Source organism: Pedobacter sp. UC225_65, from assembly GCF_042698365.1.
In the GTDB taxonomy this organism is placed as follows: domain Bacteria; phylum Bacteroidota; class Bacteroidia; order Sphingobacteriales; family Sphingobacteriaceae; genus Pedobacter.
Genome location: NZ_CP170550.1, coordinates 3,887,211 through 3,910,114, shown reverse-complemented (window position 1 = coordinate 3,910,114; position 22,904 = coordinate 3,887,211). Strand labels below are relative to the sequence as shown.

The following is a 22,904-nucleotide window of genomic DNA, read 5'->3' as shown; positions in this document are numbered from 1 at the left end:
TGTAAGGTGTTGCGTTTATTGTTCGTGAAAACATGAACAATGAAATGAAAAAGAGGATACTCGGTCTCAAAAGCTCAATTTAAACCAATTAAATTACAATTAATGGAAAATCTACACGAAAGATCATTAGCCCTCAGAAAGCTTTATCACGAATTGGAAAAGCAGCACCATGGCAGCGAATGGACAGTTGAAGAAGATGCACTGGCTTTCCTTACTGATGCGGGTTTAGTTGGACGATTAACCATGTCGCAGCAAGGGCGATGGCCTAAAGGCGAACAGACAACACCTGAACTGGAACATAAACTGGGAGAATGCATTTGGTGGCTCACCGTACTTGCTGATCGCATGAACCTGGACATTAACGAAGCAACAGAAAAATTTCTGACAAAAACAGAGCTACTGTTAGATAAAAAATAATTGTCTATTGAACTTTATTGAATTAGCCTGATCAACCAGCTGTTAAAATATGATAGATGTCTAACATCCGTTTGGCATTGGTATTGATTTCGTGGTCGCGCTCTACTGTTTTACGGGCATGTTGCCCAATTTCGCGCCATTTGTTGGGTTGGGTAATACATTGCAAAATCGCGCGGTAAAATTCATCAGGTGTATCCGCAATCATAATATCCCTACCATGTTTACAATTGATCCCTTCGGCAGCCATAGTGGTGGCAATGATACATTTCTGCATGGCCATTCCTTCTATGATCTTTACCCGCATGCCACTACCCGAGAGCAAGGGTACAATCATGATCGCTTTAGAATTCATAAACTCAACCGCATCAAATATCTCTCCCTCTACGATCAGGTTATCAGAATCATAGTCAAAAAACTGTTTCTGCATATTTTTACCCGCAATATAAAAACGCAGTTCGCTGCTTAAAGTCTCAATATCTGGCCAAACTTCATCTAAGAACCATTCCAATCCCTCCTTATTGGGGCGCCAATCCATTGCCCCTAAATGGAACAAAGTAGGGAAACTGGTCTTTTTCACATCAACATGGTATTTCTCAAAATCTATCGCTACCGGAAAAACATCCAACCTGGTCTGACAACCCATTTTTAAGATATTTTGTCGATCTGGATTACTGATCGCAAAATACTTGATGAAAACGGTTGATTTGTTCCGTTTCATATACCTTTAGTCTCCTCGATAAAAACTCCAGGTATTTTCTTCTTGGTCTAAACTGTTCGCCTGCAGCCAGTCGTTCCCATACATCAAACTCAATATTGTGCGCCCTATAAATTAATTTGGCCTTGCTCTGTTCTTTCACCACATCCAGATAGGGTACTACAAACAAGCCTTCAAACTGTATAATGTCAAACTCTTGTTCCCGCAGCACATTCTCTAACAATTTGGCAGCCTCATCATCGTAAAAACGCGAAACGTTATAAGACTGGTTAGAAAAGATATTAAAAAAAGCACCCCAAATATTTACTTCGGTATCGATGTTATAAGAATGAAAACTGATCTGTTCAAAAACAGGATCATAGATATCATCCACATCTACCCTGTGTTTAGATGCATTGATACTGAACAAAGTAACCTCTACCCCTAATTTAAGCAGCCCTTTGATGGTATTGTACACCACGATCGGATATCCACTGTTAGGTGGAAATGGGACACGGTTGGTTAGGATGAGGGCTTTCATGGCCTGAAATTACGAATTATCCTTCTTCTTCAAAAGAAAGTCTTAGTTGTGGGTCGCTTACCGTAAAAGTTTTACGATGGAATGGCGATGATCCCATCTCTATGATGGCCTTACGGTGGGAGATTGTTGGATAGCCTTTGTTCTTTTTCCAGTTGTAATGTGGGTAATCTACATCTAACTTGGCCATCAATTCATCGCGATGTGTTTTTGCCAATACCGATGCAGCTGCAATATTCAGGTATTTACCATCACCTTTTATAATGCAACTATGCGGAATTTGGGGATAATCCTTAAACCTGTTGCCATCGATTACCAGATACTCGGGTTGTAGCGATAACTGCTCAATGGCCCTATGCATGGCCAAGAAAGAAGCGTTTAAGATATTGATCGATCCATCTCTTCGTGGTCAACTACACCAACTGCCCAAGCAATGGCCTCTTTTTCTATAATGGGCCTTAGTTTTTCGCGTTGTTGATGTGTAAGTTTCTTAGAATCGTTCAAATCTTCTAGATAGAAATCTTTGGGCAAGATCACAGCCGCGGCATACACTGGGCCAGCTAAACAGCCTCTGCCAGCTTCATCACAGCCTGCTTCTATCAATTCTATTTGGTAACTATTCAACAACATGGTACAAATTTACGCTTTCTTAAAGAACCAAGCCTAAATTATTGATCAAAACCATTCTTCATGGCATATACTGCCAAGCCAACACGTGTTCTTAAACCCAATTTCTCAAAGAGGTTATCTCTGTAGCTCTCTACCGTTCTTGGGCTACAGCACATCTTATCGGCAATTTCCTTATAACTCATTTCTGTAATGGCATATTGTAAAAAGGTCTTTTCACGCTCGGTCAAATGTTCTGGTTGGGGCTTATCAGCTTTATCGTTGCTCAAACTGGCAAATACCTTGCTCGCTGCCCATTCTGGATAATAATATCCATTCTTGACCAGATTGTTCAATGCCTTTTCTAATTCTGTTGGATGTACGTTTTTCAACAAATAGCCTTTTGCCCCACATTTGATCATCTTGATCAAGCTCTGTTCATCATCCTGCATACTCAAGGCCATGATCAACACATCTGGATGTGTTTCTTTTAACCATTTGGCCGTTGCAAAACCATCCATTACAGGCATACTGATATCCAACAGTACAATATTGGGGATATTATTTTTGTGGTTACATTTCTCTTGCAGTTCAGCCCCGTTCTCACATTCGTAAAGCACTTCAAACTGCTCAAAATTAGCCAAGATACTGCCTAAAGCTTTGGCAATTAAAATATGGTCGTCAACAATTACAATACTATTCTTCATATCTACAGTAAGATCTCAATCGTTAATTTAGTCCCTTCTCCCACTTCACTTTGCATCACATAACTTCCGCCGATCAATTCGATCCTTTTTTTCATGTTCATTAGGCCAAGCCCTTTACCAATATGCCCCTCAACTTCAAATCCTTTACCATCATCTTGTAGCACGATCTGCAGTTTTTGGTCAAGCCTACTTACCTTACCCATGATTTTACTACAGTTGGCGTGTTTGATGCTGTTCTGTAAAAACTCTTGTGTAATCCTTAATATTACGGTTTTTGTCTCGTAAGGCAAAGGCAGGTCTTTTATCTCCAGGTCAAGTGCCACCTGGTATTTTTTCAGTTCTGCTATTTTTGCAAATTCCTGCTTTAAAAGTACGTCAATATCATTATCATCGATATGGTTATCGGTTAAGGATTTTGACAGATACCTTAATTCTGTTAACGACTGGTTAATGATTTCGCTAATGCTTTCAATCTTATCGTTAATGTTGGGTGCTTTGTTTTCGAATGCCAACTGTTGTGCATACAAACTGGCCAAGGTAAGTTTCTGCCCTACATTGTCATGGATCTCTCGACCAATATGCTGCATGGTCTGGGTCTGCATTTCAATCTGCGTAGCCAATAGCTCTTGTTGATGTAAGATCTGTTGTTTTTGCAAATTGGCCAGGTTCTCCTTCTTTTTGTTCTTGTACTGAACCACAAACGCAACAGTTGCTGCGATAAATGCCAGCAAAAAAACATTAAATACAATAATGATCAATATGTATTCGGTTTCCCCCATATAAAAGCTGCTGTAAATAATAGATACATCACATGGTTAGCTACCATAAAGAAAATAAAATAATCGTTCCATAGTACAGCATCCTTCAATATCAAACCATAAAATGAAAAGAAGGGCAATGTACCTATATAAAAGATCATGATGCCAACATTGACATAAAACATGAAGTTCTCTTTAAACTGTAAGATATTTTCTGATTTGATCTGTTTAAAAAGTTCTAAAAGCACCAACAACATCAATAGCACATTGCCTACGGTATAACTTAAGGAATAAACGATGTTCACCTTTTCAAAAAGTCCGAAATAAGGTAAAAAAGAAAGGATATAAACGACCGTACACACCCAAAAAAGTTGGTTATTCTTTAGCGATTTAACAGCATAGAGCCAATAAAAGAACAGAAACTGCACCGGAATACCAAAAAAATCATACCAGTACACTCGGTACGAAGCATGATTTTTCAAACCCCATCTGCTAAAGGCTTCTATCAAGAAGATGAGCACGATATAAGCGACAAACCATTTCCAATAAGTATTTTTCAGCTTTGGCAGGTAAATTAAGGCTATAATGGCCGCAAGAAACTGCACCCATATCAATGTTTCACCCAATAGTTTTTGAAAGCTCTCCATCATGGCAACCTAGAACCCTTCTCCTTCGTTACTTGCAGGCGGGATAAGCTGTCCGTGATTTAATGCCAGGATATCAGTACTATCAACAGAACCGGCAAAATGCTGCACTCCATTGAGTTGTTTTTTAAAGCCGCTATAGGTTTTAAGGTCTAAAGGATTAAAATCTGTATAAATTCCCTTGCTGTTTTTAATTGCAGGTAACATGATCAAGGTATGTTTTCTTTCGTAAAGTTGGGTAATCTGATCGCCCAACAGATCTTTGAGGTGTTTATAACCAGATTGACCCCATTTAGACTTCAAAGGGTAAGCAGCATAATAGATTCTGATCCCAAGTTTATTATCCACATTAGGTTGGTTTTGTCTAACACCTCTTTCAATATCACTGATAAATTTCTTCAAGGTATCAAGGTCGAATAAAATAGAACTCGCATCATTCGAAACTGAATTGCCAATAGACTTGAGCTGTGTCTGTCTATAATTGCTGATCATTTCGCGCACCAAACTCGTGCTCAATTTACTAGGATTTAGCGGTTCATTCTCTTTGATATCGGCAAATTTTGAGCTTGCCAACGTTGAACGACCTGCATTAGCTCCGTTGTTTGGTGTTGGTGGATAAAGATAGACGTATACACCGAAAGCGAGCACAAGTAGGCCAATAATAACAAGAGGGTACTTTTTTTCCATGATTTTGTTTGTTTAGTTTGGTTAAATATACTTTTTCCTTTTTACAAAGGAACTTAAGTTGATAGAAAAATATAACAGCTATTGGCTCATTTCCATATCCGTTAAACAACGGTAAAAACTGTAGCTGATCACCCAGTACAATCTAGTTATGTACACCTTGCCCACGCTAACCATTATCCGCAATTTTGAGACAACAATTACCGCTCTCGACCCTACATCCTATCTCCTAACAATCTACATTCATTAACAAACAGCTCATGACCACATTTTTAAAAGTCCAAGTAAAAAAAATTAAAGATTTTTTTAATGCGTTAAAAGAACAGATCGCGTTCTGCAAATCTATCATGCACAAATTATAAAGTATCCAATTGCATTGCCATTACTTTAGTAGTTTCTAGATCATTTCTTTTAAGTTTAGCTAACTGTTAGCTTATGATTTTGCATAGACATGATACTTTTACGGATGGCATCTGTCATGATCGATGGAAGAGTTTAGGCATAAACAAGTAGTTTAATGCCTTTTATGCTTCTGGTTATTTGACCTTATCGGCCATTCAACATTAAAAAAGTTAAAATAACATCCCTATTATTAGCATAAGACCATAGGTTTAAGGTAGAAACCTATTAGAAAAATAAAAAAATCAAGAAATAGGGGTAACAATTTTTTCATCTTGTTGATATACCATCAAACAAGTCACAATTATTAAATAATTGCAAAATGAAAAAGATCATCACTACTGTAGCATTTCTATTGAGTATCTCGTTTACAGTTTCGGCCCAAGCCAATAGAGCGGCCACCATGCAAACAAAAGAAACGGTAAAAGAAATTGGCCAAAACCTAAAGGTTGAGGGTGCAGAAGGCCATTATTGCGATTACTGTAAAGGAAATTATGCCCAGTCGCATTTTCCATGCATTATGAAAGCCATTAAAGGCAAGGTCAATGCAAAAACTGGTGCTGTTGAATTTATTGCAGGTCAACCCATAGGTGGCATTGTGGTTAAAGGCGGTAAAAATCCAGGTGGCAACCTCAACTTGCTGACCAACGCCAATGGAGAGATTGAAATAAATAATGTAACGCCGGGTAATTATAGGTTGATAATTACGTTACCTACACATACAGACAATGTGCAGTCTAGGGCAACAGGCAATCCGATTGGAGGCATTATTGTAAAGGGTGGTAAAAATCCAGGTGGCAGTATGATGCAAATGACAACAAATGCCAATGGAGAGGTTACCTTAAATATTACGGAGGCAGGAAACTATAGATTTATGGTTACTGCTCCAACAGCAGAACAGAAAAACAATCCTTTGTATCAGTCTTCACAGATTGATCAGGTTAACCCTATTTACAAAGGAAAACAATAAGATATTGCTAGTTCGTACCTAGCCAATCGCTTAACTCTAAAGTGGCCCTCGTATCCGTAAGGAACGGGGGTTTTTTATGGTTTAAACACTTACGTTTTGGCCTTTTACGTCAAAAGCATCGCGAAGACCAATGGCCAACAGATTGAAGGCATAAACCGTAAGCATAATGGCTAAACCTGGTAAAACTGCCAAATAAGCGGCATCCATGATAATGTAGCCATAATGTTCTTTGATCATACTGCCCCAACTTGGCATTGGAGGTTGGGCACCGAATCCTAAAAAGCTCAGTCCGGTTTCCAATAAGATCGCTGAGGCAAAATTTGCAGAGGCGACCACCAATATTGGGCCAGCGATATTGGGTAGGATATGTTTGGCAATTGTTCTGGTGGTAGAAAAGCCCAAAGCTTTTGAGGCTTCTACAAATTCTACTTCTTTTAAGGCCATTACCTGTCCACGAACCAAACGCGCTACATCAACCCAGGTAGAAAGACCAACAGCAATAAAGATCTGCCAAAAGCCCTTACCTAATGCAAAAGAAATGGCAATAACCAAAAGCAAAGATGGTAATGACCAGATTACGTTCATAAACCAGCTGATGACTGCATCGGTCTTGCCACCAAAGTAGCCTGCAATTGCACCTAAACTCACCCCTATAAAAAGAGAGATCAACACGGCCATTAAACCAACCGATAAGGAGACACGGATACCCAATACCAACCTGCTTAGCAGATCACGGCCATAGATATCGGTACCCAAATAAAAAGTTTGTGTATATCTATTTTCTCCAGTAACCAATGGATATTCAGCTTCTTCGGCCTGTTCATCATCGCCTATATATTCGCGGGCGTACACTTTGCCATTTTGCTCACGGTATGAGGTAATGGGGACACTTTTAAAATCGGCTTCTTGCCCATTGAGCATTTTTTCGAAGAAATTGACCTTTTTGATATTGTTGTTTCTACTGATGATCAAAAAATCAAATGACCTCCCCGGCTTTTTGTTGCTCAATTGCAGGTGCATGCTATTGGCAAAAGGTGTTTGGTCTGGAATGATCAAATAGCCCAAAATGCCTACCAACATTAACAAAAGAATAAATATCAGTCCACCAAACGCAAGTTTATTACGTTTAAATCTGTTCCATATTTTTTTCGAAGGACTGTTGTTATTCATTATCGACATTTTAACCACTAGGTTTTACTTACCTTAAAATGGTTAAGTACAGAAAGTAAAACTAACAATTGTTTTCTTTTAAAGAAACTAAAAAATTAATCACTCCATTTTTAGTTTCAGTATCTGCAAATATGCTTAATATTGCGTTAATGTTGATTGAAAAAAAGGAACGGATCATTATGGGTATTGACCCGGAACGGCCATTATGGGCTATGGGTCATATTAGAAAAAGGCAGCAAGATTGAATTGGTTAGCATGGGTATTGTGCGCATGGACCATCTAGACGACCATTTTCTGAAACTGCAACGGATCTTCGAAAAAACAATTGGTCTAATTGACGAATATAAACCAGATGTTTTGGCCATTGAGGCTCCATTTTATGGAAAAAACATCCAAGTAATGTTAAAGTTAGGTCGGGCACAGGGTATTGCCATGGCCGCTGCCTTATCTCGTAACATTTCGGTAAATGAGTATGCCCCAAGAAAGATCAAACAATCCATAACCGGTAAAGGAACTGCCAGTAAAGAGCAGGTGGCAGCCATGTTACAACGCCTTTTGAACTTTAAGGAAACACCAGAGTTCTTAGATGCTACCGATGGTCTGGCTGTAGCCGTTTGCCATTCTTTTCAACGGATCAATACAGTAGGCACAGGTAAATCTTATTCTGGGTGGGATGCCTTTGTAAAAGACAACAAAAAGAGGGTAAAATAAACCGTCATTTCTCCTTTGTTAAATTCAGTCGAAATGACGGTCGAAATTATTTGCTACGACGGATATAGGTTCTGATCCCAAAGAACATTGCAAAACCCAAAATAATCAGCATCCACAATTTAGAGAGCCCGAGTACAAGCTCCTTAAAAATTGTCCATCCATCTACAATGTTCAGGCCCAAACGTTGAAAAAATCCTGGACGATAATCGTACAAGTTGTCATTGCCAACAATCAATGTATTCACGGTATTATCTTGATAGAAATTAAGGGTAATCGTACTGAATTTAACCTTATCATCAATGTTCATGTTCTCGATCTTTTTGTCTACATAATCATCTTTGATGTATAGGGAACTTTCTACGTTGGCATTTTTTTTGGTAGATACTTTATTGATCTGTTTCACAGCATCTACCCTATTTTGCGCTTTTAACTGGTTGGCCAGATAAGCAATGCTCTGGTCGTCCATTTTCATGGCTTGGTGGTCAACAAACACAGCCATCCGCGCAACCGTATTGGTAAAATCATCCAGCTTTTCTGAAGGGACTTTGGCTATCAGCACCCCTTCTTTTCGATAAGAGGTAATCTCTTTTAAAGAATCGATGCTGTACTTTACTTTATCGCTTTCTTGGATGGAACTTTGGATGGAGAACTCAACTACCGTACCACCTTGGGCCTTGATGGCCGAGCTTAGCTTTTCTTTTGTCTGTTGCACATCTTTAACCCGAAACCGCATGTCGGCGGTCTTGATAATTTTTGTGGCTAAACTTTCTTGAGCAGTACTGTCGGCCATGATAGCCTCACTAGTGGCCGCATATTCCTTTTTTTCTGAATTACAGCCAAACATTACAATAACGATGGCGATACAAAATAAACATCTTTTCATATTTCTGTTGCTTAAGGTGATGAAGTGCTGTTGATATAAAATACCCATAGCAGTTTCAGCATTAAAATTGATTTTGTTATTTGTACCGGCCGGTATTGCTTAATGCCAACATGATGCAGAAGTAACCTTATATTCTTTATTTGTAACCAAAATGCTACAAAATAAAAAATCCACACCAGTTCGAAACTGATGTGGACTCCTTTATAAAATGTTTTAAATTATTTTGCGTTTAAGATCTTGAAAACTGCTTTGCAACAGATAATTGAGCCGATCAATAAGATAACCCATGATGCAATTGAAAGTGCTGTTGAATCGAAAGCAAAACGTGCATAAACACCAACTATACTTACTAAAACACCAACTAAGATTAACATATAAATAGATGGCTGGTTAGCCGTTTCCATGCTCTGTTCTCTTTCTTCTGTTTGACCCATGATTTTTTCTTTTAAATTGTATGCTGCAAAAATAATATTTATTAACTAAATACTACAACAAATTAATAACTTTTCAGTTTATCAAATCTTTGTTTCCCTTTATCGGTTTCGTTTAGTTTATCGCCTTTGTACAAAAGCTTTTCCCAATCGCCGTACATTGGGTTTGGTAATACAATAAACTTTGTTCCGAATAGGTTTTGGGCCAAATTAACTTGTTCTTTTGTATCCTTTCCTTCTCGGTAAAAAACATTAGAGAAATCACTTAGGTTATCGCCACATAATAACAGTACGTTGTATTTTTCCAATATTTTCTGTCTACGGGCCTCTTTATCGGAAGTTGTCGTCTTCAGCAAAAGATGTGCTTCGTCTGCATTTGGGAAACCAAATTTCTGCAGGTTCTTTAAAGTCCCATCATGATCGGCAGCTTCCCTGTTGGTTACATAAAAAGTCTCTACATTTTTACTGGCAGCAAATTTTAAAAAAGCCAGTGCACCCGGAACGGTATCTGCCTGTGCCAATGATGTCCATCGTGTCCAATCAGCAGGCACAAAGCTCACTCCTGCTTTCACTTCATGTCCTTGGAAGGCCGAATTATCCAAAATGGTTTCATCTGCATCTACGATCACGCAATTAGGCTTTCCATTGGCCTGTTCCCAAAGGGCTTCTTTTAAAGACAAACGGGCAAAGTTATAGGCCTGAAAAGACAATGCTCTATATTCGCCACTATATTGTTGCCATAAAACCGCATTGGTATAATCTCTGGTTGGCGTTAAGGCCTGTGCAAAAGACAAGGTAGGTAAAAGGCCAAGTAGCCCAAAAAACAGATATTTCTTCATCATTTTAATTTTATAAAGGATTAACTATTGGTCATTCAAAAAAGTATTTCTTTCTGACTTCGATAGGATCAATGTTTCAGTTTGAGGATAGGCCTGTGTAAAAGTAGTTGGTATCTTCTCTTTGCTCCGCTCATTCCATTTAAATTCTACGGCTAAAAGTTTATTTTGTTGTTTTTCTATATAATCTATTTCTTGTTGTTGTGTGGTGCGCCAAAAAAACATTTCAGCTTCAATTTGGTTTTGCTCCAGGTATTTCTTTCGCTCTGCTATCATGTAATTTTCAAATAATGCGCCTACATCATTTCTATTCGCAATTGGGTTAAAGTTACGGGTAATTGCATTGACGATACCTGTATCATAGAAATAGATTTTTTTATTCTTTTTGATCTCATTCCGTACATTACCAGAAAATGCAGGCAAGGTAAAAACCACAAAAGATTTCTCCAATAGCCCAATGTATTTATCTACTGTTTTTTGATCTGCCTTTACCAATTGGGCCAATTCAGAAAAGTTAACCTCACTTCCTATCTGAAGGGCCAATGCCTTTACAATCTTTTCGAACAATAAAGGTTTTTTCACTTCTTCTAAAGCAAATAGGTCTTTATACAGATAACTATCGGCCAATAGTTTTAAATGTTCTTCAGCATTTGTTGGATCATTGATTACTTCTGGATATGAGCCATAAATCAATCGTTGTTCTAGCAAACGTTCTTCAGTTAAAAAATCACTATGTTTAACCAGTTCTGAATAAGAGAATGGCAATAGCATCATTTCATATTTCCTACCTGTTAAAGACTCATTGATCTTACCTGACAACTCGAAAGCAGATGAACCTGTTGCGATTACCTGAACGTTCTTAAACCTGTCTACAATAATTTTAATCAATAAACCAACTTCTGTAAGACGTTGTGCCTCATCTATAAAAAGCACTTCATGATCACCCAATAATTGCCCAATCTGTGTGGCATTGGGCTTCGCTAAGCTTTCCCTAATATCTGTATCATCACCATTTAGGTATAAGGTCTTTTTATTGATTCTGGCCAGTAACTGTTCTACAAAAGTTGTTTTCCCAGTTTGTCTAGGCCCCAAAATAATGAAGGCTTTACCCTTAAACAGTCTTGCCAACGCATAATCCAGTTGCTTTCTAACAATCATGATAGTGAATTAATACACAAAAGTATAATAATTTTGGATTACAATCCAGCAAAAACATAATAATTTTGGATTACAATCCAATAAAAACATAATAATTTTGGATTATAAAAATATGAACGCAATAAAAACCCTTACCAGTTAAGATAAGGGTCTTTATATTTTTGAAATCAGCCCAATCAAAATTGAACTGAAGAACAATCAAATTATCCGTTCAATGCAGCAGCACCACTTACAATCTCTGTCAATTCTGTGGTAATTGCAGCCTGACGAGCTTGGTTATATGCTAATTTCAAGGCTTTCAATAGATCGCCTGCATTTTCTGTTGCTTTATCCATCGAAGTCATACGCGCTCCATGTTCTGAGGCATGCGAATCCAATACTGCTTTGTACAACTGGGTTTTGATTGATTTTGGAATCAACTGGGTAACAATTTCTTCTTGGTTTGGCTCCAAAATATAATCTACGTTCGATGCTTTTACATCAACCACTGCTTCTGCTTTAGGCAAAGGCAATAATTGTTCTGTAGTTAAAATCTGTACCGCTGCATTTTTAAAGCGGTTGTAAACCAATTCAACTCTGTCAAACTCACCTTTTTCAAAGCCAGCCATGATCGCTTCGGTAATTGTAGTTACGTTCTCGAAGGTTAAGGCAGCATATACTTCATTATTGTTGCCAATAACGTTATAGTTACGTTTTTCGTAAAAATCTTGTGCTTTTTTACCAATGGCTACAATGCTAACATTGCCTTTTTTAAGTTGTTCACTGTATTTTTCGGCAATCAGATTATTCGCAGTTTTGATCACATTCATGTTAAAGGCACCTGCCAAACCACGGTTTGAGGATACCACTACAACCAATACCTTATTAGGTTCGCGCTCCTGGATAAAAGGAGAGGACGCACCTTCTAAACTAGCAGAAAGATTTCCCAAAATCTCTTTCAACTTGGTTGCATACGGACGTAACTGTACAATAGCATTGGTAGCACGTTTCAACTTCGCAGCCGAAACCATTTTCATAGCTTTGGTGATCTGCTGGGTAGATTGTACCGATGATATACGAATTCTTACTTCTTTTAAATTAGCCATTCTTTTTGATATCGAGTATAAAGTATCAAGTATAAAGATTTGGGTTCACTACCCGTCTTACTACTTGATACTTAGTACTTTTGTCTAATTAATATTTACTTGAAATCTCTTTTGCAACGGTCTCTAAAACGCTTGTAATCTCATCATCTAACTTACCAGCTTTTAGGGCTTTTAAAGTATCAGGATGACGCAATTCTAACGATTGTAGGTATTCTGCTTCAAATTCTTTCACTTTGTTTACAGGAACTGAACGCATCAAGTTTTTAGTACCAACATAGATGATTGCTACTTGTTTCTCAACAGTCATTGGAGAGAACTGGCCTTGTTTCAAAACCTCAACGTTACGTGCACCTTTATCCAATACAGATTTTGTAGCTGCATCTAGGTCAGAACCGAATTTAGAGAAAGCCTCTAACTCGCGGTATTGTGCCTGATCTAATTTTAAGGTACCCGCTACTTTTTTCATTGATTTGATCTGTGCATTACCACCCACACGTGATACCGAGATACCTACGTTAATTGCCGGACGGATACCAGAGTTGAACAAGTTCGACTCCAAGAAGACTGACCATCAGTAATTGAAATTACGTTGGTTGGGATATAAGCAGAAACGTCTCCAGCTTGTGTTTCGATAATTGGCAAAGCCGTTAACGAACCACCACCTTTAACGATACCTTTCAATGATTCAGGTAGATCGTTCATCGCTTTCGCAATGTCATCATTAGCGTTGATCTTTGCAGCACGCTCTAATAAACGACTGTGTAGATAGAAAACGTCACCTGGATAAGCCTCACGACCTGGTGGACGACGTAACAACAACGACACCTCACGGTAAGCCACAGCTTGTTTAGATAAATCATCATAAACAATTAATGCTGGGCGACCAGTATCACGGAAGAACTCACCAATTGCAGCACCAGCAAATGGAGCATAAAACTGCAATGGAGCAGGTTCAGCAGCAGATGCAGCCACAACAACAGTATAAGCCATTGCACCGTTTTCTTCTAAAGTACGTACAACGTTAGCTACAGTACTTGCTTTTTGACCACAAGCTACGTAGATACAGAATACAGGATTTCCTGCTTCGTAAAATTCTTTTTGATTGATAATGGTATCGATACAAACAGCTGTTTTACCAATCTGACGATCGCCAATAACCAACTCACGTTGACCACGACCAATTGGAATCATACCATCGATAGCTTTGATACCTGTTTGTAAAGGCTCAGTAACCGGCTGACGATAGATTACACCTGGTGCTTTACGCTCCAATGGCATCTCGTAAGTCTGTCCTAAGATTGGTCCTTTACCGTCGATAGGTTCGCCAAGCGTGTTTACCACACGACCTAACATACCTTCACCAACTTTAATAGAGGCAATTTTTTTAGTACGTTTAATTGTATCACCTTCTTTGATCTCGTCTGATGGGCCTAACAATACCACACCAACGTTATCTTCTTCAAGGTTCAATACAATACCTTGCAAGCCGTTAGCAAACTCAACTAACTCGCCACTTTGAACTTTAGTTAAGCCGTAAACACGAGCAATACCATCACCCACTTGTAAAACGGTACCAACTTCTTCCAGTTCAGCTTCTGATTTAAAGCCTGACAATTGTTGTCTGATAATTGCCGAAACTTCGTCTGGTCTTACCTCTACCATAATTTTATTTTTGATTTCTTTTTTTGAAAATGTAAATCTTGTACTCTTTTATTTTTGTTCCCGATTTCGCATCGGGATGATCTTAAACTATGCCTTGTGCAAATTCCTTTTTAAGTTTACTCAAACCACTTGCAATACTTGCATCAAATTGTTTATCACCAACCTTTAACACAAAACCACCAATTAGTTTTTCGTCAACTTTTTCTTTAACAATAACTTCTTTAGCACCTAGTTCTTTTTTTACCAGCGCTACGATTTCTGTTTTGCTAGCTTCGGTCAATGCAATCGCAGAAGTTACTTCGGCAGTTACGATACCTTTAATAAATTGATACTGGCTGATAAATTGTTTTGAAGTTTCAAATAAGATTCCTGCTCTGCCTTTGTTCACTACCAGTTTCAAAAAGCTTTGGGTAATCTTATGGATCTTACTTCCAAAAACATCATTCAAAATCCCTAATTTCTTATCTAAAGGAACAATTGGGTTTTTCAATATTGCTTCTAATTCGCTGTTGTTATCTACAACTTCCTCAAATAACACCATATCATTTTTCATCTCCTCCAAAGCGTTTTGCTCTGTAGAAAGGTCGATCAATGATTTTGCGTATCTGGCTGCTGCTTTACTTGACATATATTTGAGTTAAAAGTTGAAAGTTAAAAGTTACTACCGATAGGTTTTACTTTAAACTTTAAACTTTGTACTTTAAACTTAATTTAATTCAACATCTTTTAACAGGTTGTTCACCAAATCCTGTTGTTTTGCTTTATCATCTAACTGGCTACGTAAAACACGCTCAGCGATATCTAATGACAAAGCAGATACTTGGCCTTTTAATTCTGCCAATGCAGCTTTTTTCTGATTTTCAATCTCGATACGAGCTTTTTCAATCAATTTGGCACCTTCGGCATGTGCTGAAGTTTTAGCTTCATTAACGATATTGTCTTTCAGCATTTTGGCTTCTTTCAAAATTTCGTCACGGTCAGCACGAGCTTGTTTCATCAACTCTTCATTTTGTGAAGTTAAACGAGCCATTTCTTGTTTGGCCAATTCTGCTTTGTTCAAAGCATCGTCAATAGATTGCTCACGTTCTTTGATTGCCGCCAATACTGGTTTCCAAGCAAATTTGCCCAAAAGAAACATCAACAATAAAAATGCTATTGTTTGAAATACAACTAAACCAACTTCAGGTATTAATAAATCCATCTCTGTATATATTATAATTTTTTTGTGTTCATTTCATTAATAAGTACCCTGCAAAACAATCTTTTGCAAGGCACTTATCTTGGTCATTACATTAAAGCAACAACAACTGCGAATAACGCAACAGCCTCAACGAAGGCAGCAGCGATCAACATCGCAGTTTGAATTTTTGAGGCAGCTTCTGGTTGACGAGCAATACCGTCCATAGCAGAACCACCAATACGTCCGATACCTAGACCAGCGCCAATCGCAGCTAATCCTGCACCTACTGCAGCAATACTTCCTGTAATCATGATTTTATATATTAGTTGTTTTAAAAAATATTCTTATTAATGGTGTTCTTCTACTGCCATACCAATAAACAAGGCAGATAAAATGGTAAATATAAACGCTTGGATAAATGCAACCATTAATTCAATTCCACCAATAAAGATGGCAAAAGGAATAGATGCTGCAGAAACCCAGATACTGTTAAATACAAATATTAAACAGATCAACGAAAGTACTAAGATGTGACCAGCGGTAATGTTTGCAAACAAACGGATCATCAATGCAATTGGTTTGGTAAAGATACCGATCAACTCTAAAGGCATTAAAAATATCTTCATTGGCACTGGTACACCTGGCATCCAGAAAATGTGTTTCCAGTAATGTTTGTTTCCGTTAAATACAGTAATACCAAAAGTAATGACCGCCAATACCATGGTTACCGCAATGTTTCCAGTTAAGTTGGCACCACCCGGCAAGAAAGGAACCAAACCTAACATATTGTTGAACCAGATGAAAAAGAAAACGGTTAATAGATAGGGCATGAAACGCTCGTGTTTGTGACCTAAATTCGGCTTAGCGATATCATCACGAACAAATAAGATAATCGGCTCTAACCAAGACTGTAAACCTTTTGGAGATTTACCTTGACGTTTTTTATAGCTATTGGCAACGCTGATAAACACAACTAGCAATAACACTACAGATAACAATAAGGTACATGTGTTTTTAGTTAACGAAAAGTCTAATGGACGTGCATTTTTTGCATGATGCTTTTCATCTAAATCAACATACTGCCCGTGCTCATTCGCAACATCAGAAGCCAGATAGATTTTTTCATGCATCTTCACAAAACGCTTTCCGTCTTTCTCTACAACAACCTTCGCATCATCATCATGTTTGAAATCGCTGCTGTTGAACATCACAACTTTGCCCTCAGCATACAAAATAACAGGCAAACCAATATAGGTCTCGCCGATTACATGCCAGCTATGTGAATCAGCAATATGATGCAAAGCAAACTTGCCAATCTCAAACTTTTTCTTTTCGGTTGTTTCGGCATGGGTTCCTTCAGCTTTATGCGTGCTATCTGCTTGTGCATTTGCACCAAGAGAAACCAACAAAAACGCCGAAAAAAGCGTAAAAACAACAATTAACCTCTTAAACTTAAACTCAAAAACGTGGCTACAATCCATTTACTCGCAGATTTTTACTATTTATTTTGGTGGCGCAAGTTACGTAACAAACCGTATATTTCAAAGAAGGTGAACAATAAATATAAAGAAAAAAAATTGAACACGAAAACAAGGTCCTTTCCTTTATGGTTTAAGCTGTAAATCAGCACAAAAGCCATAGAAAAAAGCATCTTCACCGCAATAGAGCCCATTATCGCCAAAACACCCGTTTCTGGGTTGCGTTTGATGCCTATAAAAGCCAATATATAGGCTACAAAAGTTAGTCCCCCTAAGAACCCGAAAATCAGCCAAAATTTATTGGCCAAAAGTTTTACATCCGGAAAAACAACTGGTAATGCAATGGCAATACCTGCAAGTACCGCAGTATATAAGATGTAGTACAGCACAAAACGTGATAAGCTCAAATCTTTGGTTTTTTTTTGGCAAAGGTAGGAAAGATAGTCGGAAGTTAGAAGTTTGCCCTGCCCTACTCGCAAAGATTGAAGGGGTTGTTTATTCTATTTGTCCTTTTTGTTGAGCGACCGCACCACCTGAAACAAAGAAACAATCACCCCTAACAAACCTAATAACGCTGTAAATATAGGTTTTTCGCTTTTTCTGCCTTCGTCGATCTTGTGCCCAATAAATGCAAACACCCCAATAGTGGCTAGCATCTGAAAAGCAATTCCAGTATATTTAGCAAAATTAGTGGCCTCTTTTGTATTTTGCTGCTCTTTGGGATCTATCATAAAAATTATTAAATAAAAATATACCTTAAATATTAAGAATTTATTGCCGAATAAAAATATTTTTGCATACATTTTGTTATATTGTAAGATAAATACACAACCCTATATTCTTGAACAACTACGCAAAACTCAGTCTAAAAATCATATTTCTCTGCTTAGGTACAGTCCTGTTTTATGGATGTTCTTCGCAAAAAGATACTGCGGCAAATAGAGGTCTACAAAACCTATCTGCACGTTATAACTACATTTACAATTCAAATGTTTTGTTGGCCACCTATCAGGAAGAGCTTTCTCAAACCAATAAAGACAATTACGACAATTTTTTAGCCATTTATATTGCACCACCAACGATAGATTATATAGGCACCGGTTCTGCTGGCGGCTCTTCTAAAGACCTTGATGAAATTACCGCCAAGGCCCAAGCCATTATTAGCGAGAAGGGACTTAGCAATTATATAGATGAAGCTTATCTCTTATTAGGCAAGACCAATTTTTATAGAGGCAGTTATTTCAATGCAGTAGAATATTTTGATTATACCGCTAGAACTTATAAAAAGGACAAAAAGGTTTTACTGGCTTCGTTAAACTGGAAAGCACGAAGTTTGATGCAGCTGAACAATTACGAAGCCGCAGGCAAGATCTTGGATACCGTGAAGATTTTATTGGATTCGGTAAAGAGCGAAAAAGCGGAGCCACTGGCCACCTTGGCCCAAATGAGCATCTATAAATACAATTATAAAGAAGCCATCACTTATTTAGAACAGGCAATCAAAGCTAGTGGAAAAGTACAGAGCAGAACAAGATGGCCTTACATCCTGGCCCAGCTCTACGAACACGAAAAAGATTACATGCCAAGCCTGCGCAATTATACCAAAGTAGAAAACAGCAATGCGCCTTTCGAAATGTATTTTAATGCCAAGTTGAGCAAGATCCGCATCAATGACTTTTTGGATGATAAAACCTCCAACCGAAAGGAGCTCTTACTTAAACTGGTAAAGGATGACAAAAACTTCGATTATACCGACCAGATCTATTACGAGATAGCCCAAGATTATTATGCCGATCAGGAATATAAAAAGGCACAGGAGTACTACAAACTTTCGGCTTATAAAAGTACGATCAACCAAAACCAAAAGGGATTATCTTACTTAAAAATTGCAGATATAAATTTCAAGGACCTTAAAGATTATGTAAATGCGAAGCTTTATTATGATAGCGCAGTAACGACTTTACCAAAAAACTATCCCAATTATGAGGTGATTGTTAAGAAAGCCCAAAACTTGGAATACCTAACACAACGTTACCAATTGATCGCTGCGCAGGATACTTTACAATTGATCGCAAGAATGTCTGAACAAGATCGCGAGAAGAAATTGGACATCATGTTCGAACCTAAAAAAGAGGTAGCAACCAGCGTTGCCGTCGACAACAATGGAAAGATGATCAGATCCATCTCAATACAAATGCTTCAAGAAATCAACAGAACAATACTTTCTATTTCAGTAACATTACCGCAATAAGTAAAGGCTTTGCTGATTTTAAGAAAAGATGGGGCAACCGTAGTTTAGAAGACAATTGGAGACAGAGTGTAAAATCATCATCTCAGATCAACCAGCAAAATATCGCAGCAGCCATTGGCACCAATGGCAATACAAGCACTAATGCCCAAAATGTTGGAGCAACAGATAAGGCCACATTGATCAAAGATTACGTTGCCTTGCTTCCGCTTAGTCCAGAATTGATGCGCAAATCTGACGACCAGATTGATCAATGCCTATTTCGAAATTGCAGGTTTCTATCAGCAGGTGCTGGAAGACCAGGCAGAGGCTGTTAAGGTTTACGAAACGCTATTGGCCAGATATCCTCAGAACAACCACTTAGAAGTTATCTATTATAGTTTGTACCTAGGCTATAAAAATGTAGACCAAACCAAGGCTGATCATTTTAAAAATCTGGTATTGACCAAATACCCAAATTCTGTATACGCCAAAACTATCCTAGATCCAAATTTCTCGAGTAAACAAAATGCGTTGGATCCTGGAAGTCAACAAAATCTACAATGCTGTTTTTACAACCTATGAGAAAAAAGAGTTCCCTGCGGTAATTGCTACGGTTAACGAAACCAATCAACGTTTTCCGGGCAATACGTTACAGCCACAATACGATTACCTAAAAGCCATCGCCATTGGCCGTACACAGCCTGTAGACAGTTTATTAACGGCATTCAACAACATCCTTACACAATATCCAAACGATGCATTGATTGCTCCATTGGTAAAAGACCATATTGCTTATATCAATGCCAACATGGCGATTTTCAAACCTAGAAAAATTGCCCTGATTGATTTTGACCCAACGGAATCACCATTTATTGTACAAGGTGAAAACAAACCAGTGGTTAAACCTGTTGAGCAACCAAAACCTAATCCAACGGTTGTACCTACTACTACGGTAACACCTCCTGTTGTTGCGCCACCGGTTGCGGTTAATCCACCAGTACAAACCATTGTACCGGAAACAAAACCAGCACAAAATACAGCTGCTCCAACTAAGCCTGTTGATAATTTTTTCAGCTTGGCAGAATCTAAAACATATTATTACGTTATAGATGTAGCAGATGTGAGTGTAAGTCTAAGTTCTTCTCGTTTTGGCATTGGGCAGTTCAATAGAGGAAACTATACTGGAAGCAACCTGAAGCACCAATTAACAGAACTGGCCGAAAACCAATTGGTGTACGTTGGTAATTTTGGTAGTTTGGACGATGTAAAAGAATATTACGAGGGCATTACCCCACAGTTGGCAAAAATAATGAAGGTACCTGCCAATACCTACAGAGGTTTCTACATCAGTAAAGAAAACTTCGATAAATTAAAGAACAAAGAAACTATAAACAGATATCTTGAGTTTTTCAAGAACAACTTTTAATATAAAATGAGCAAATCCTTAACCCCAGATAGCATTAAGAAATACAACCGTAGGCTTTGGAAAACATTGATCGGCGGAATGGTATTGTTTGCACTTTTTATTGTTTCAATTGGTTTTGGCCTATTTGGAGATATCCCCTCATTTAGGGCAATTGAGCACCCAAAAAGTAACGAGGCTACCGAGATCATTTCTGAAGATGGCAAGGTTCTGGGTACTTATTTCGTAAAAAATCGTTCTAACGTTAATTATAGTCAGATTTCGCCAAATGTGGTCAATGCCTTGATCGCTACAGAAGATATCCGTTTCCGTTCGCACTCTGGTATTGATTTTAAAAGGACATTTACCATCTTTTTCTATGCCATGATGGGCAAGAAACAAGGTGGAAGTACCATTACGCAACAACTGGCACTTAACTTATTCTCGGAAGAAGGCCGACAAAAGAACTATTTCAAAAGGATCATCCAAAAATTTCAGGAATGGGTGATTGCCGTAAAACTGGAACGCAATTACACCAAAGAAGAAATCATTACCATGTACCTGAATACCGTCGATTTTGGTAATCAGGCCTATGGGATCAAATCTGCAGCAAGGGTATATTTCAACACCACACCAGACAAGTTAACTGTACCTCAGGCTGCTGTACTTGTTGGGATCCAAAGAGGGATTACCCGTTACTCTCCTACTAAAAACCCTGAGCGTGCATTAACCAGAAGGAATACGGTAATGGCCCTGATGGTGAAAGCAGATCTGTTAACTGCCCAAGAATTCGACGCAGTTAAAGACAAACCGCTAGGTTTACACTTTACAGCCGCAACCATTAATGATGGCATTGCACCTTACTTTAGAGCCGTTTTAAAGAATGAGGTTAGAAAAATATTAGAAGAAAGATCAATTACCAAGAATGGGGTTCCTTATGATCTGGACAGAGATGGTTTAAAGATCACTACTACCATTAATTACGATATGCAGCAATATGCTGAAGAGGCCCAAAAAGAATACATGAAGGTTCTTCAACAACAGTTTACCAATAGTTGGAAAGGCCGAAATCCTTTTAAGGGCATGGAAGCGCAGATTGATCAGGGAATCAAACGATCAGACCGTTACAAATCATTAAAACTAGAGGGTAAATCTGATGAAGAGATCAAAGATGATTTCAATACCCCTTCCCGATTGACCATTTTTACTTGGAAGGGAAATATTGACACCTTAATGAAACCGATCGACTCGGTAAAGTATTATAAGCTTTTACTGCGCAATGCGATGATGGCCATGGATCCTAAAACGGGATACATCAAAGCATGGGTTGGAGGAATCAACTACGAGCATTTTAAATATGATCAGGTAAAGATGGGAACCCGACAAGTGGGATCAACGGCCAAACCGTTTACCTATGCAGTAGCTATTGAAAATGGAATATCTCCATGTTTATCAGTTCCCAATGTGCCTGTAACCATTTCCGTTCCGGGCAGCCCAGATTGGACACCACGTTCTTCGGGTACTTTGCCGGGCAGCATCACTTTGTTAAAAGCTTTGGCCAACTCGCAAAACTATATTGCTGCTTATCTGATGAAGATTGTTGGTCCAGAAGCAGTAGCGATCGAAGCTAAAAAAATGGGCATCACAACAGATGTGCCTGCTGTACCTTCTATCTGTTTAGGTTCTTTTGACGCTTCAGTTTATGACATGGTTGGCGCCTACAGCGTTTTTGCCAATAAAGGTACTTGGACACAGCCTACTTATATCCTAAAGATAGAGGATAAAAATGGCGTAGTCCTATATGACAGCAAGCCTACAATCAAAGTGGTGATGAACGAAGAGATTGCCTATGTAATGACAAGAATGTTAAGAGGTGTAATTACTGGCGGAACAGGTTGGAGATTAGCCGGCAAATATGGCATAACCACACCAATTGGTGGTAAAACAGGAACAACACAAAACAACTCTGATGGTTGGTTTATGGGTATCAGCCCTGACCTTGTAGCAGGAGTTTGGACAGGTTGCGAAGATAGAGCATTCCACTTTACAAGTACCAGAGATGGAGAAGGAGCCAACTCTGCCCTACCAATTTTTGCAGGATTTATGAAAAGGGTTTATGCCAATTCGCGTCTTAAAGTAAGCAGGGCCGACTTCGAACCACCAAAAACCCCTATTACCATTGAATACGACTGTAATAATTATATAGAGCCAGAGCAGACTACCACTGAACTCGACAAGAAATTAGGCTTCTAGCTTTACCG

General features: G+C 38.4%; 24 protein-coding genes and 3 pseudogenes. 7 read left to right on the top strand and 20 right to left on the bottom strand.

Features of this window, described 5'->3' with window-relative positions; all coding sequences use genetic code 11:
• Positions 1-102: 102 nt before the first annotated feature.
• The gene (locus ACFJIZ_RS20640; protein ID WP_379088499.1) at positions 103-417 is read left to right on the top strand and encodes a MazG-like protein; all 315 of its coding nucleotides are present in this window, start codon (positions 103-105) and stop codon (positions 415-417) included.
• Between the two features lie 31 nt (positions 418-448).
• Here the strand turns inward: ACFJIZ_RS20640 and ACFJIZ_RS20635 are convergent, their stop codons facing one another.
• From ACFJIZ_RS20635 to ACFJIZ_RS20605, 7 genes and pseudogenes are all read right to left on the bottom strand, one after another.
• On the bottom strand, positions 449-1,135 hold the full coding sequence (locus ACFJIZ_RS20635; protein WP_379088496.1) for a glycosyltransferase: 687 nt from the start codon (positions 1,133-1,135) through the stop codon (positions 449-451).
• Complete coding sequence (locus ACFJIZ_RS20630) at positions 1,086-1,652, bottom strand: hypothetical protein (protein ID WP_379088493.1); 567 nt, start codon at positions 1,650-1,652, stop codon at positions 1,086-1,088. The genes ACFJIZ_RS20635 and ACFJIZ_RS20630 overlap by 50 nt, the downstream gene beginning before the upstream one ends.
• Positions 1,653-1,668: 16 nt before the next feature.
• Positions 1,669-2,279: pseudogene (locus tag ACFJIZ_RS20625) on the bottom strand (ribonuclease HII).
• Between the two features lie 38 nt (positions 2,280-2,317).
• Positions 2,318-2,962 carry a response regulator gene (locus tag ACFJIZ_RS20620; protein WP_379088490.1) on the bottom strand — a complete coding sequence of 215 codons (645 nt, stop codon included), beginning with the start codon at positions 2,960-2,962 and terminating at the stop codon, positions 2,318-2,320.
• 2 nt (positions 2,963-2,964) lie between these two features.
• Complete coding sequence (locus tag ACFJIZ_RS20615) at positions 2,965-3,741, bottom strand: sensor histidine kinase (RefSeq protein ID WP_379088487.1); 777 nt, start codon at positions 3,739-3,741, stop codon at positions 2,965-2,967.
• Positions 3,717-4,370 carry a hypothetical protein gene (locus tag ACFJIZ_RS20610; protein ID WP_379088484.1) on the bottom strand — a complete coding sequence of 218 codons (654 nt, stop codon included), beginning with the start codon at positions 4,368-4,370 and terminating at the stop codon, positions 3,717-3,719. Before ACFJIZ_RS20610 ends, ACFJIZ_RS20615 begins: the two co-directional genes overlap by 25 nt.
• 6 nt (positions 4,371-4,376) lie before the next feature.
• The gene (locus tag ACFJIZ_RS20605; RefSeq protein ID WP_379088481.1) at positions 4,377-5,051 is read right to left on the bottom strand and encodes a hypothetical protein; all 675 of its coding nucleotides are present in this window, start codon (positions 5,049-5,051) and stop codon (positions 4,377-4,379) included.
• Between the two features lie 718 nt (positions 5,052-5,769).
• Between ACFJIZ_RS20605 and ACFJIZ_RS20600 the strand changes: the two genes are divergently transcribed.
• A complete protein-coding gene (locus ACFJIZ_RS20600) occupies positions 5,770-6,417 on the top strand; it encodes a carboxypeptidase-like regulatory domain-containing protein (protein WP_379088479.1) in 648 nt (215 codons plus the stop codon).
• 81 nt (positions 6,418-6,498) lie between these two features.
• Here ACFJIZ_RS20600 and ACFJIZ_RS20595 read toward each other — a convergent pair whose 3' ends face one another.
• Positions 6,499-7,587, bottom strand: a complete 1,089-nt coding sequence (locus tag ACFJIZ_RS20595; RefSeq protein WP_379088476.1) for an ABC transporter permease — start codon at positions 7,585-7,587, stop codon at positions 6,499-6,501.
• 149 nt (positions 7,588-7,736) lie between these two features.
• On the opposite strand from ACFJIZ_RS20595, the pseudogene ruvC reads away from it, so the two are divergent.
• A pseudogene (gene ruvC / locus ACFJIZ_RS20590) lies at positions 7,737-8,298 on the top strand (crossover junction endodeoxyribonuclease RuvC).
• A gap of 46 nt (positions 8,299-8,344) precedes the next feature.
• On the opposite strand, the gene ACFJIZ_RS20585 reads toward ruvC, so the two are convergent.
• The 12 genes and pseudogenes from ACFJIZ_RS20585 to ACFJIZ_RS20530 form a co-directional block, all read right to left on the bottom strand.
• Positions 8,345-9,181, bottom strand: coding sequence for a DUF4349 domain-containing protein (locus ACFJIZ_RS20585; protein ID WP_379088473.1), 837 nt, complete (start codon positions 9,179-9,181; stop codon positions 8,345-8,347).
• Between the two features lie 218 nt (positions 9,182-9,399).
• Positions 9,400-9,615: a hypothetical protein gene (locus tag ACFJIZ_RS20580; RefSeq protein WP_379088470.1), complete on the bottom strand. Its 216-nt coding sequence runs from the start codon at positions 9,613-9,615 to the stop codon at positions 9,400-9,402.
• Positions 9,616-9,677: 62 nt separating this feature from the next.
• On the bottom strand, positions 9,678-10,451 hold the full coding sequence (locus ACFJIZ_RS20575) for a 5'-nucleotidase, lipoprotein e(P4) family (RefSeq protein ID WP_379088467.1): 774 nt from the start codon (positions 10,449-10,451) through the stop codon (positions 9,678-9,680).
• Between the two features lie 24 nt (positions 10,452-10,475).
• Positions 10,476-11,606: an ATP-binding protein gene (locus ACFJIZ_RS20570; RefSeq protein ID WP_379088464.1), complete on the bottom strand. Its 1,131-nt coding sequence runs from the start codon at positions 11,604-11,606 to the stop codon at positions 10,476-10,478.
• 203 nt (positions 11,607-11,809) lie between these two features.
• Entirely contained in the window at positions 11,810-12,691 is an 882-nt protein-coding gene (atpG, locus tag ACFJIZ_RS20565; protein ID WP_379088461.1) for an ATP synthase F1 subunit gamma, read from the bottom strand.
• A gap of 88 nt (positions 12,692-12,779) precedes the next feature.
• Positions 12,780-14,353, bottom strand: a pseudogene (atpA, locus tag ACFJIZ_RS20560) (F0F1 ATP synthase subunit alpha).
• Between the two features lie 82 nt (positions 14,354-14,435).
• A complete protein-coding gene (atpH, locus tag ACFJIZ_RS20555; RefSeq protein WP_379088459.1) occupies positions 14,436-14,981 on the bottom strand; it encodes an ATP synthase F1 subunit delta in 546 nt (181 codons plus the stop codon).
• Between the two features lie 78 nt (positions 14,982-15,059).
• On the bottom strand, positions 15,060-15,554 hold the full coding sequence (gene atpF, locus ACFJIZ_RS20550; protein ID WP_379088456.1) for a F0F1 ATP synthase subunit B: 495 nt from the start codon (positions 15,552-15,554) through the stop codon (positions 15,060-15,062).
• An 86-nt stretch (positions 15,555-15,640) separates the two neighbouring features.
• A complete protein-coding gene (gene atpE / locus ACFJIZ_RS20545) occupies positions 15,641-15,841 on the bottom strand; it encodes an ATP synthase F0 subunit C (RefSeq protein ID WP_055132568.1) in 201 nt (66 codons plus the stop codon).
• A 39-nt stretch (positions 15,842-15,880) separates the two neighbouring features.
• A complete protein-coding gene (atpB, locus tag ACFJIZ_RS20540; protein ID WP_379088453.1) occupies positions 15,881-17,014 on the bottom strand; it encodes a F0F1 ATP synthase subunit A in 1,134 nt (377 codons plus the stop codon).
• A gap of 17 nt (positions 17,015-17,031) precedes the next feature.
• Positions 17,032-17,418, bottom strand: coding sequence for a hypothetical protein (locus ACFJIZ_RS20535; RefSeq protein ID WP_379088451.1), 387 nt, complete (start codon positions 17,416-17,418; stop codon positions 17,032-17,034).
• A gap of 93 nt (positions 17,419-17,511) precedes the next feature.
• Positions 17,512-17,742 carry an AtpZ/AtpI family protein gene (locus tag ACFJIZ_RS20530; RefSeq protein WP_379088448.1) on the bottom strand — a complete coding sequence of 77 codons (231 nt, stop codon included), beginning with the start codon at positions 17,740-17,742 and terminating at the stop codon, positions 17,512-17,514.
• Between the two features lie 110 nt (positions 17,743-17,852).
• On the opposite strand from ACFJIZ_RS20530, the gene ACFJIZ_RS20525 reads away from it, so the two are divergent.
• The 4 genes from ACFJIZ_RS20525 (at position 17,853) to ACFJIZ_RS20510 (ending at position 22,896) form a co-directional block, all read left to right on the top strand.
• Positions 17,853-19,262 carry a tol-pal system YbgF family protein gene (locus ACFJIZ_RS20525; protein WP_379088445.1) on the top strand — a complete coding sequence of 470 codons (1,410 nt, stop codon included), beginning with the start codon at positions 17,853-17,855 and terminating at the stop codon, positions 19,260-19,262.
• Positions 19,263-19,505: 243 nt separating this feature from the next.
• Complete coding sequence (locus ACFJIZ_RS20520) at positions 19,506-19,823, top strand: tol-pal system YbgF family protein (RefSeq protein ID WP_379088443.1); 318 nt, start codon at positions 19,506-19,508, stop codon at positions 19,821-19,823.
• Positions 19,768-20,667 (top strand): hypothetical protein, encoded by a 900-nt coding sequence (locus tag ACFJIZ_RS20515; protein WP_379088441.1) that lies wholly within the window; start codon positions 19,768-19,770, stop codon positions 20,665-20,667. The genes ACFJIZ_RS20520 and ACFJIZ_RS20515 overlap by 56 nt, the downstream gene beginning before the upstream one ends.
• 6 nt (positions 20,668-20,673) lie before the next feature.
• Positions 20,674-22,896 (top strand): transglycosylase domain-containing protein, encoded by a 2,223-nt coding sequence (locus ACFJIZ_RS20510; RefSeq protein ID WP_379088439.1) that lies wholly within the window; start codon positions 20,674-20,676, stop codon positions 22,894-22,896.
• Positions 22,897-22,904 lie beyond the last annotated feature (8 nt).

What these genes read in the sequence shown, in the direction of transcription:
- ACFJIZ_RS20585 (WP_379088473.1), bottom strand. Translation starts at nt 9,181, where the DNA reads ATGAAAAGATGTTTATTTTGTATCGCCATCGTTATTGTAATGTTTGGC.
- ACFJIZ_RS20570 (WP_379088464.1), bottom strand. Translation starts at nt 11,606, where the DNA reads ATGATTGTTAGAAAGCAACTGGATTATGCGTTGGCAAGACTGTTTAAG.
- ACFJIZ_RS20630 (WP_379088493.1), bottom strand. Translation starts at nt 1,652, where the DNA reads ATGAAAGCCCTCATCCTAACCAACCGTGTCCCATTTCCACCTAACAGT.
- ACFJIZ_RS20600 (WP_379088479.1), top strand. Translation starts at nt 5,770, where the DNA reads ATGAAAAAGATCATCACTACTGTAGCATTTCTATTGAGTATCTCGTTT.
- ACFJIZ_RS20515 (WP_379088441.1), top strand. Translation starts at nt 19,768, where the DNA reads ATGCGTTGGATCCTGGAAGTCAACAAAATCTACAATGCTGTTTTTACA.
- ACFJIZ_RS20640 (WP_379088499.1), top strand. Translation starts at nt 103, where the DNA reads ATGGAAAATCTACACGAAAGATCATTAGCCCTCAGAAAGCTTTATCAC.
- ACFJIZ_RS20510 (WP_379088439.1), top strand. Translation starts at nt 20,674, where the DNA reads ATGAGCAAATCCTTAACCCCAGATAGCATTAAGAAATACAACCGTAGG.
- ACFJIZ_RS20610 (WP_379088484.1), bottom strand. Translation starts at nt 4,370, where the DNA reads ATGATGGAGAGCTTTCAAAAACTATTGGGTGAAACATTGATATGGGTG.
- ACFJIZ_RS20575 (WP_379088467.1), bottom strand. Translation starts at nt 10,451, where the DNA reads ATGAAGAAATATCTGTTTTTTGGGCTACTTGGCCTTTTACCTACCTTG.
- atpH (WP_379088459.1), bottom strand. Translation starts at nt 14,981, where the DNA reads ATGTCAAGTAAAGCAGCAGCCAGATACGCAAAATCATTGATCGACCTT.
- ACFJIZ_RS20580 (WP_379088470.1), bottom strand. Translation starts at nt 9,615, where the DNA reads ATGGGTCAAACAGAAGAAAGAGAACAGAGCATGGAAACGGCTAACCAG.
- atpB (WP_379088453.1), bottom strand. Translation starts at nt 17,014, where the DNA reads ATGGATTGTAGCCACGTTTTTGAGTTTAAGTTTAAGAGGTTAATTGTT.
- ACFJIZ_RS20635 (WP_379088496.1), bottom strand. Translation starts at nt 1,135, where the DNA reads ATGAAACGGAACAAATCAACCGTTTTCATCAAGTATTTTGCGATCAGT.
- ACFJIZ_RS20615 (WP_379088487.1), bottom strand. Translation starts at nt 3,741, where the DNA reads ATGGGGGAAACCGAATACATATTGATCATTATTGTATTTAATGTTTTT.
- ACFJIZ_RS20595 (WP_379088476.1), bottom strand. Translation starts at nt 7,587, where the DNA reads ATGAATAACAACAGTCCTTCGAAAAAAATATGGAACAGATTTAAACGT.
- ACFJIZ_RS20620 (WP_379088490.1), bottom strand. Translation starts at nt 2,962, where the DNA reads ATGAAGAATAGTATTGTAATTGTTGACGACCATATTTTAATTGCCAAA.
- atpG (WP_379088461.1), bottom strand. Translation starts at nt 12,691, where the DNA reads ATGGCTAATTTAAAAGAAGTAAGAATTCGTATATCATCGGTACAATCT.
- atpF (WP_379088456.1), bottom strand. Translation starts at nt 15,554, where the DNA reads ATGGATTTATTAATACCTGAAGTTGGTTTAGTTGTATTTCAAACAATA.
- ACFJIZ_RS20605 (WP_379088481.1), bottom strand. Translation starts at nt 5,051, where the DNA reads ATGGAAAAAAAGTACCCTCTTGTTATTATTGGCCTACTTGTGCTCGCT.
- ACFJIZ_RS20530 (WP_379088448.1), bottom strand. Translation starts at nt 17,742, where the DNA reads ATGATAGATCCCAAAGAGCAGCAAAATACAAAAGAGGCCACTAATTTT.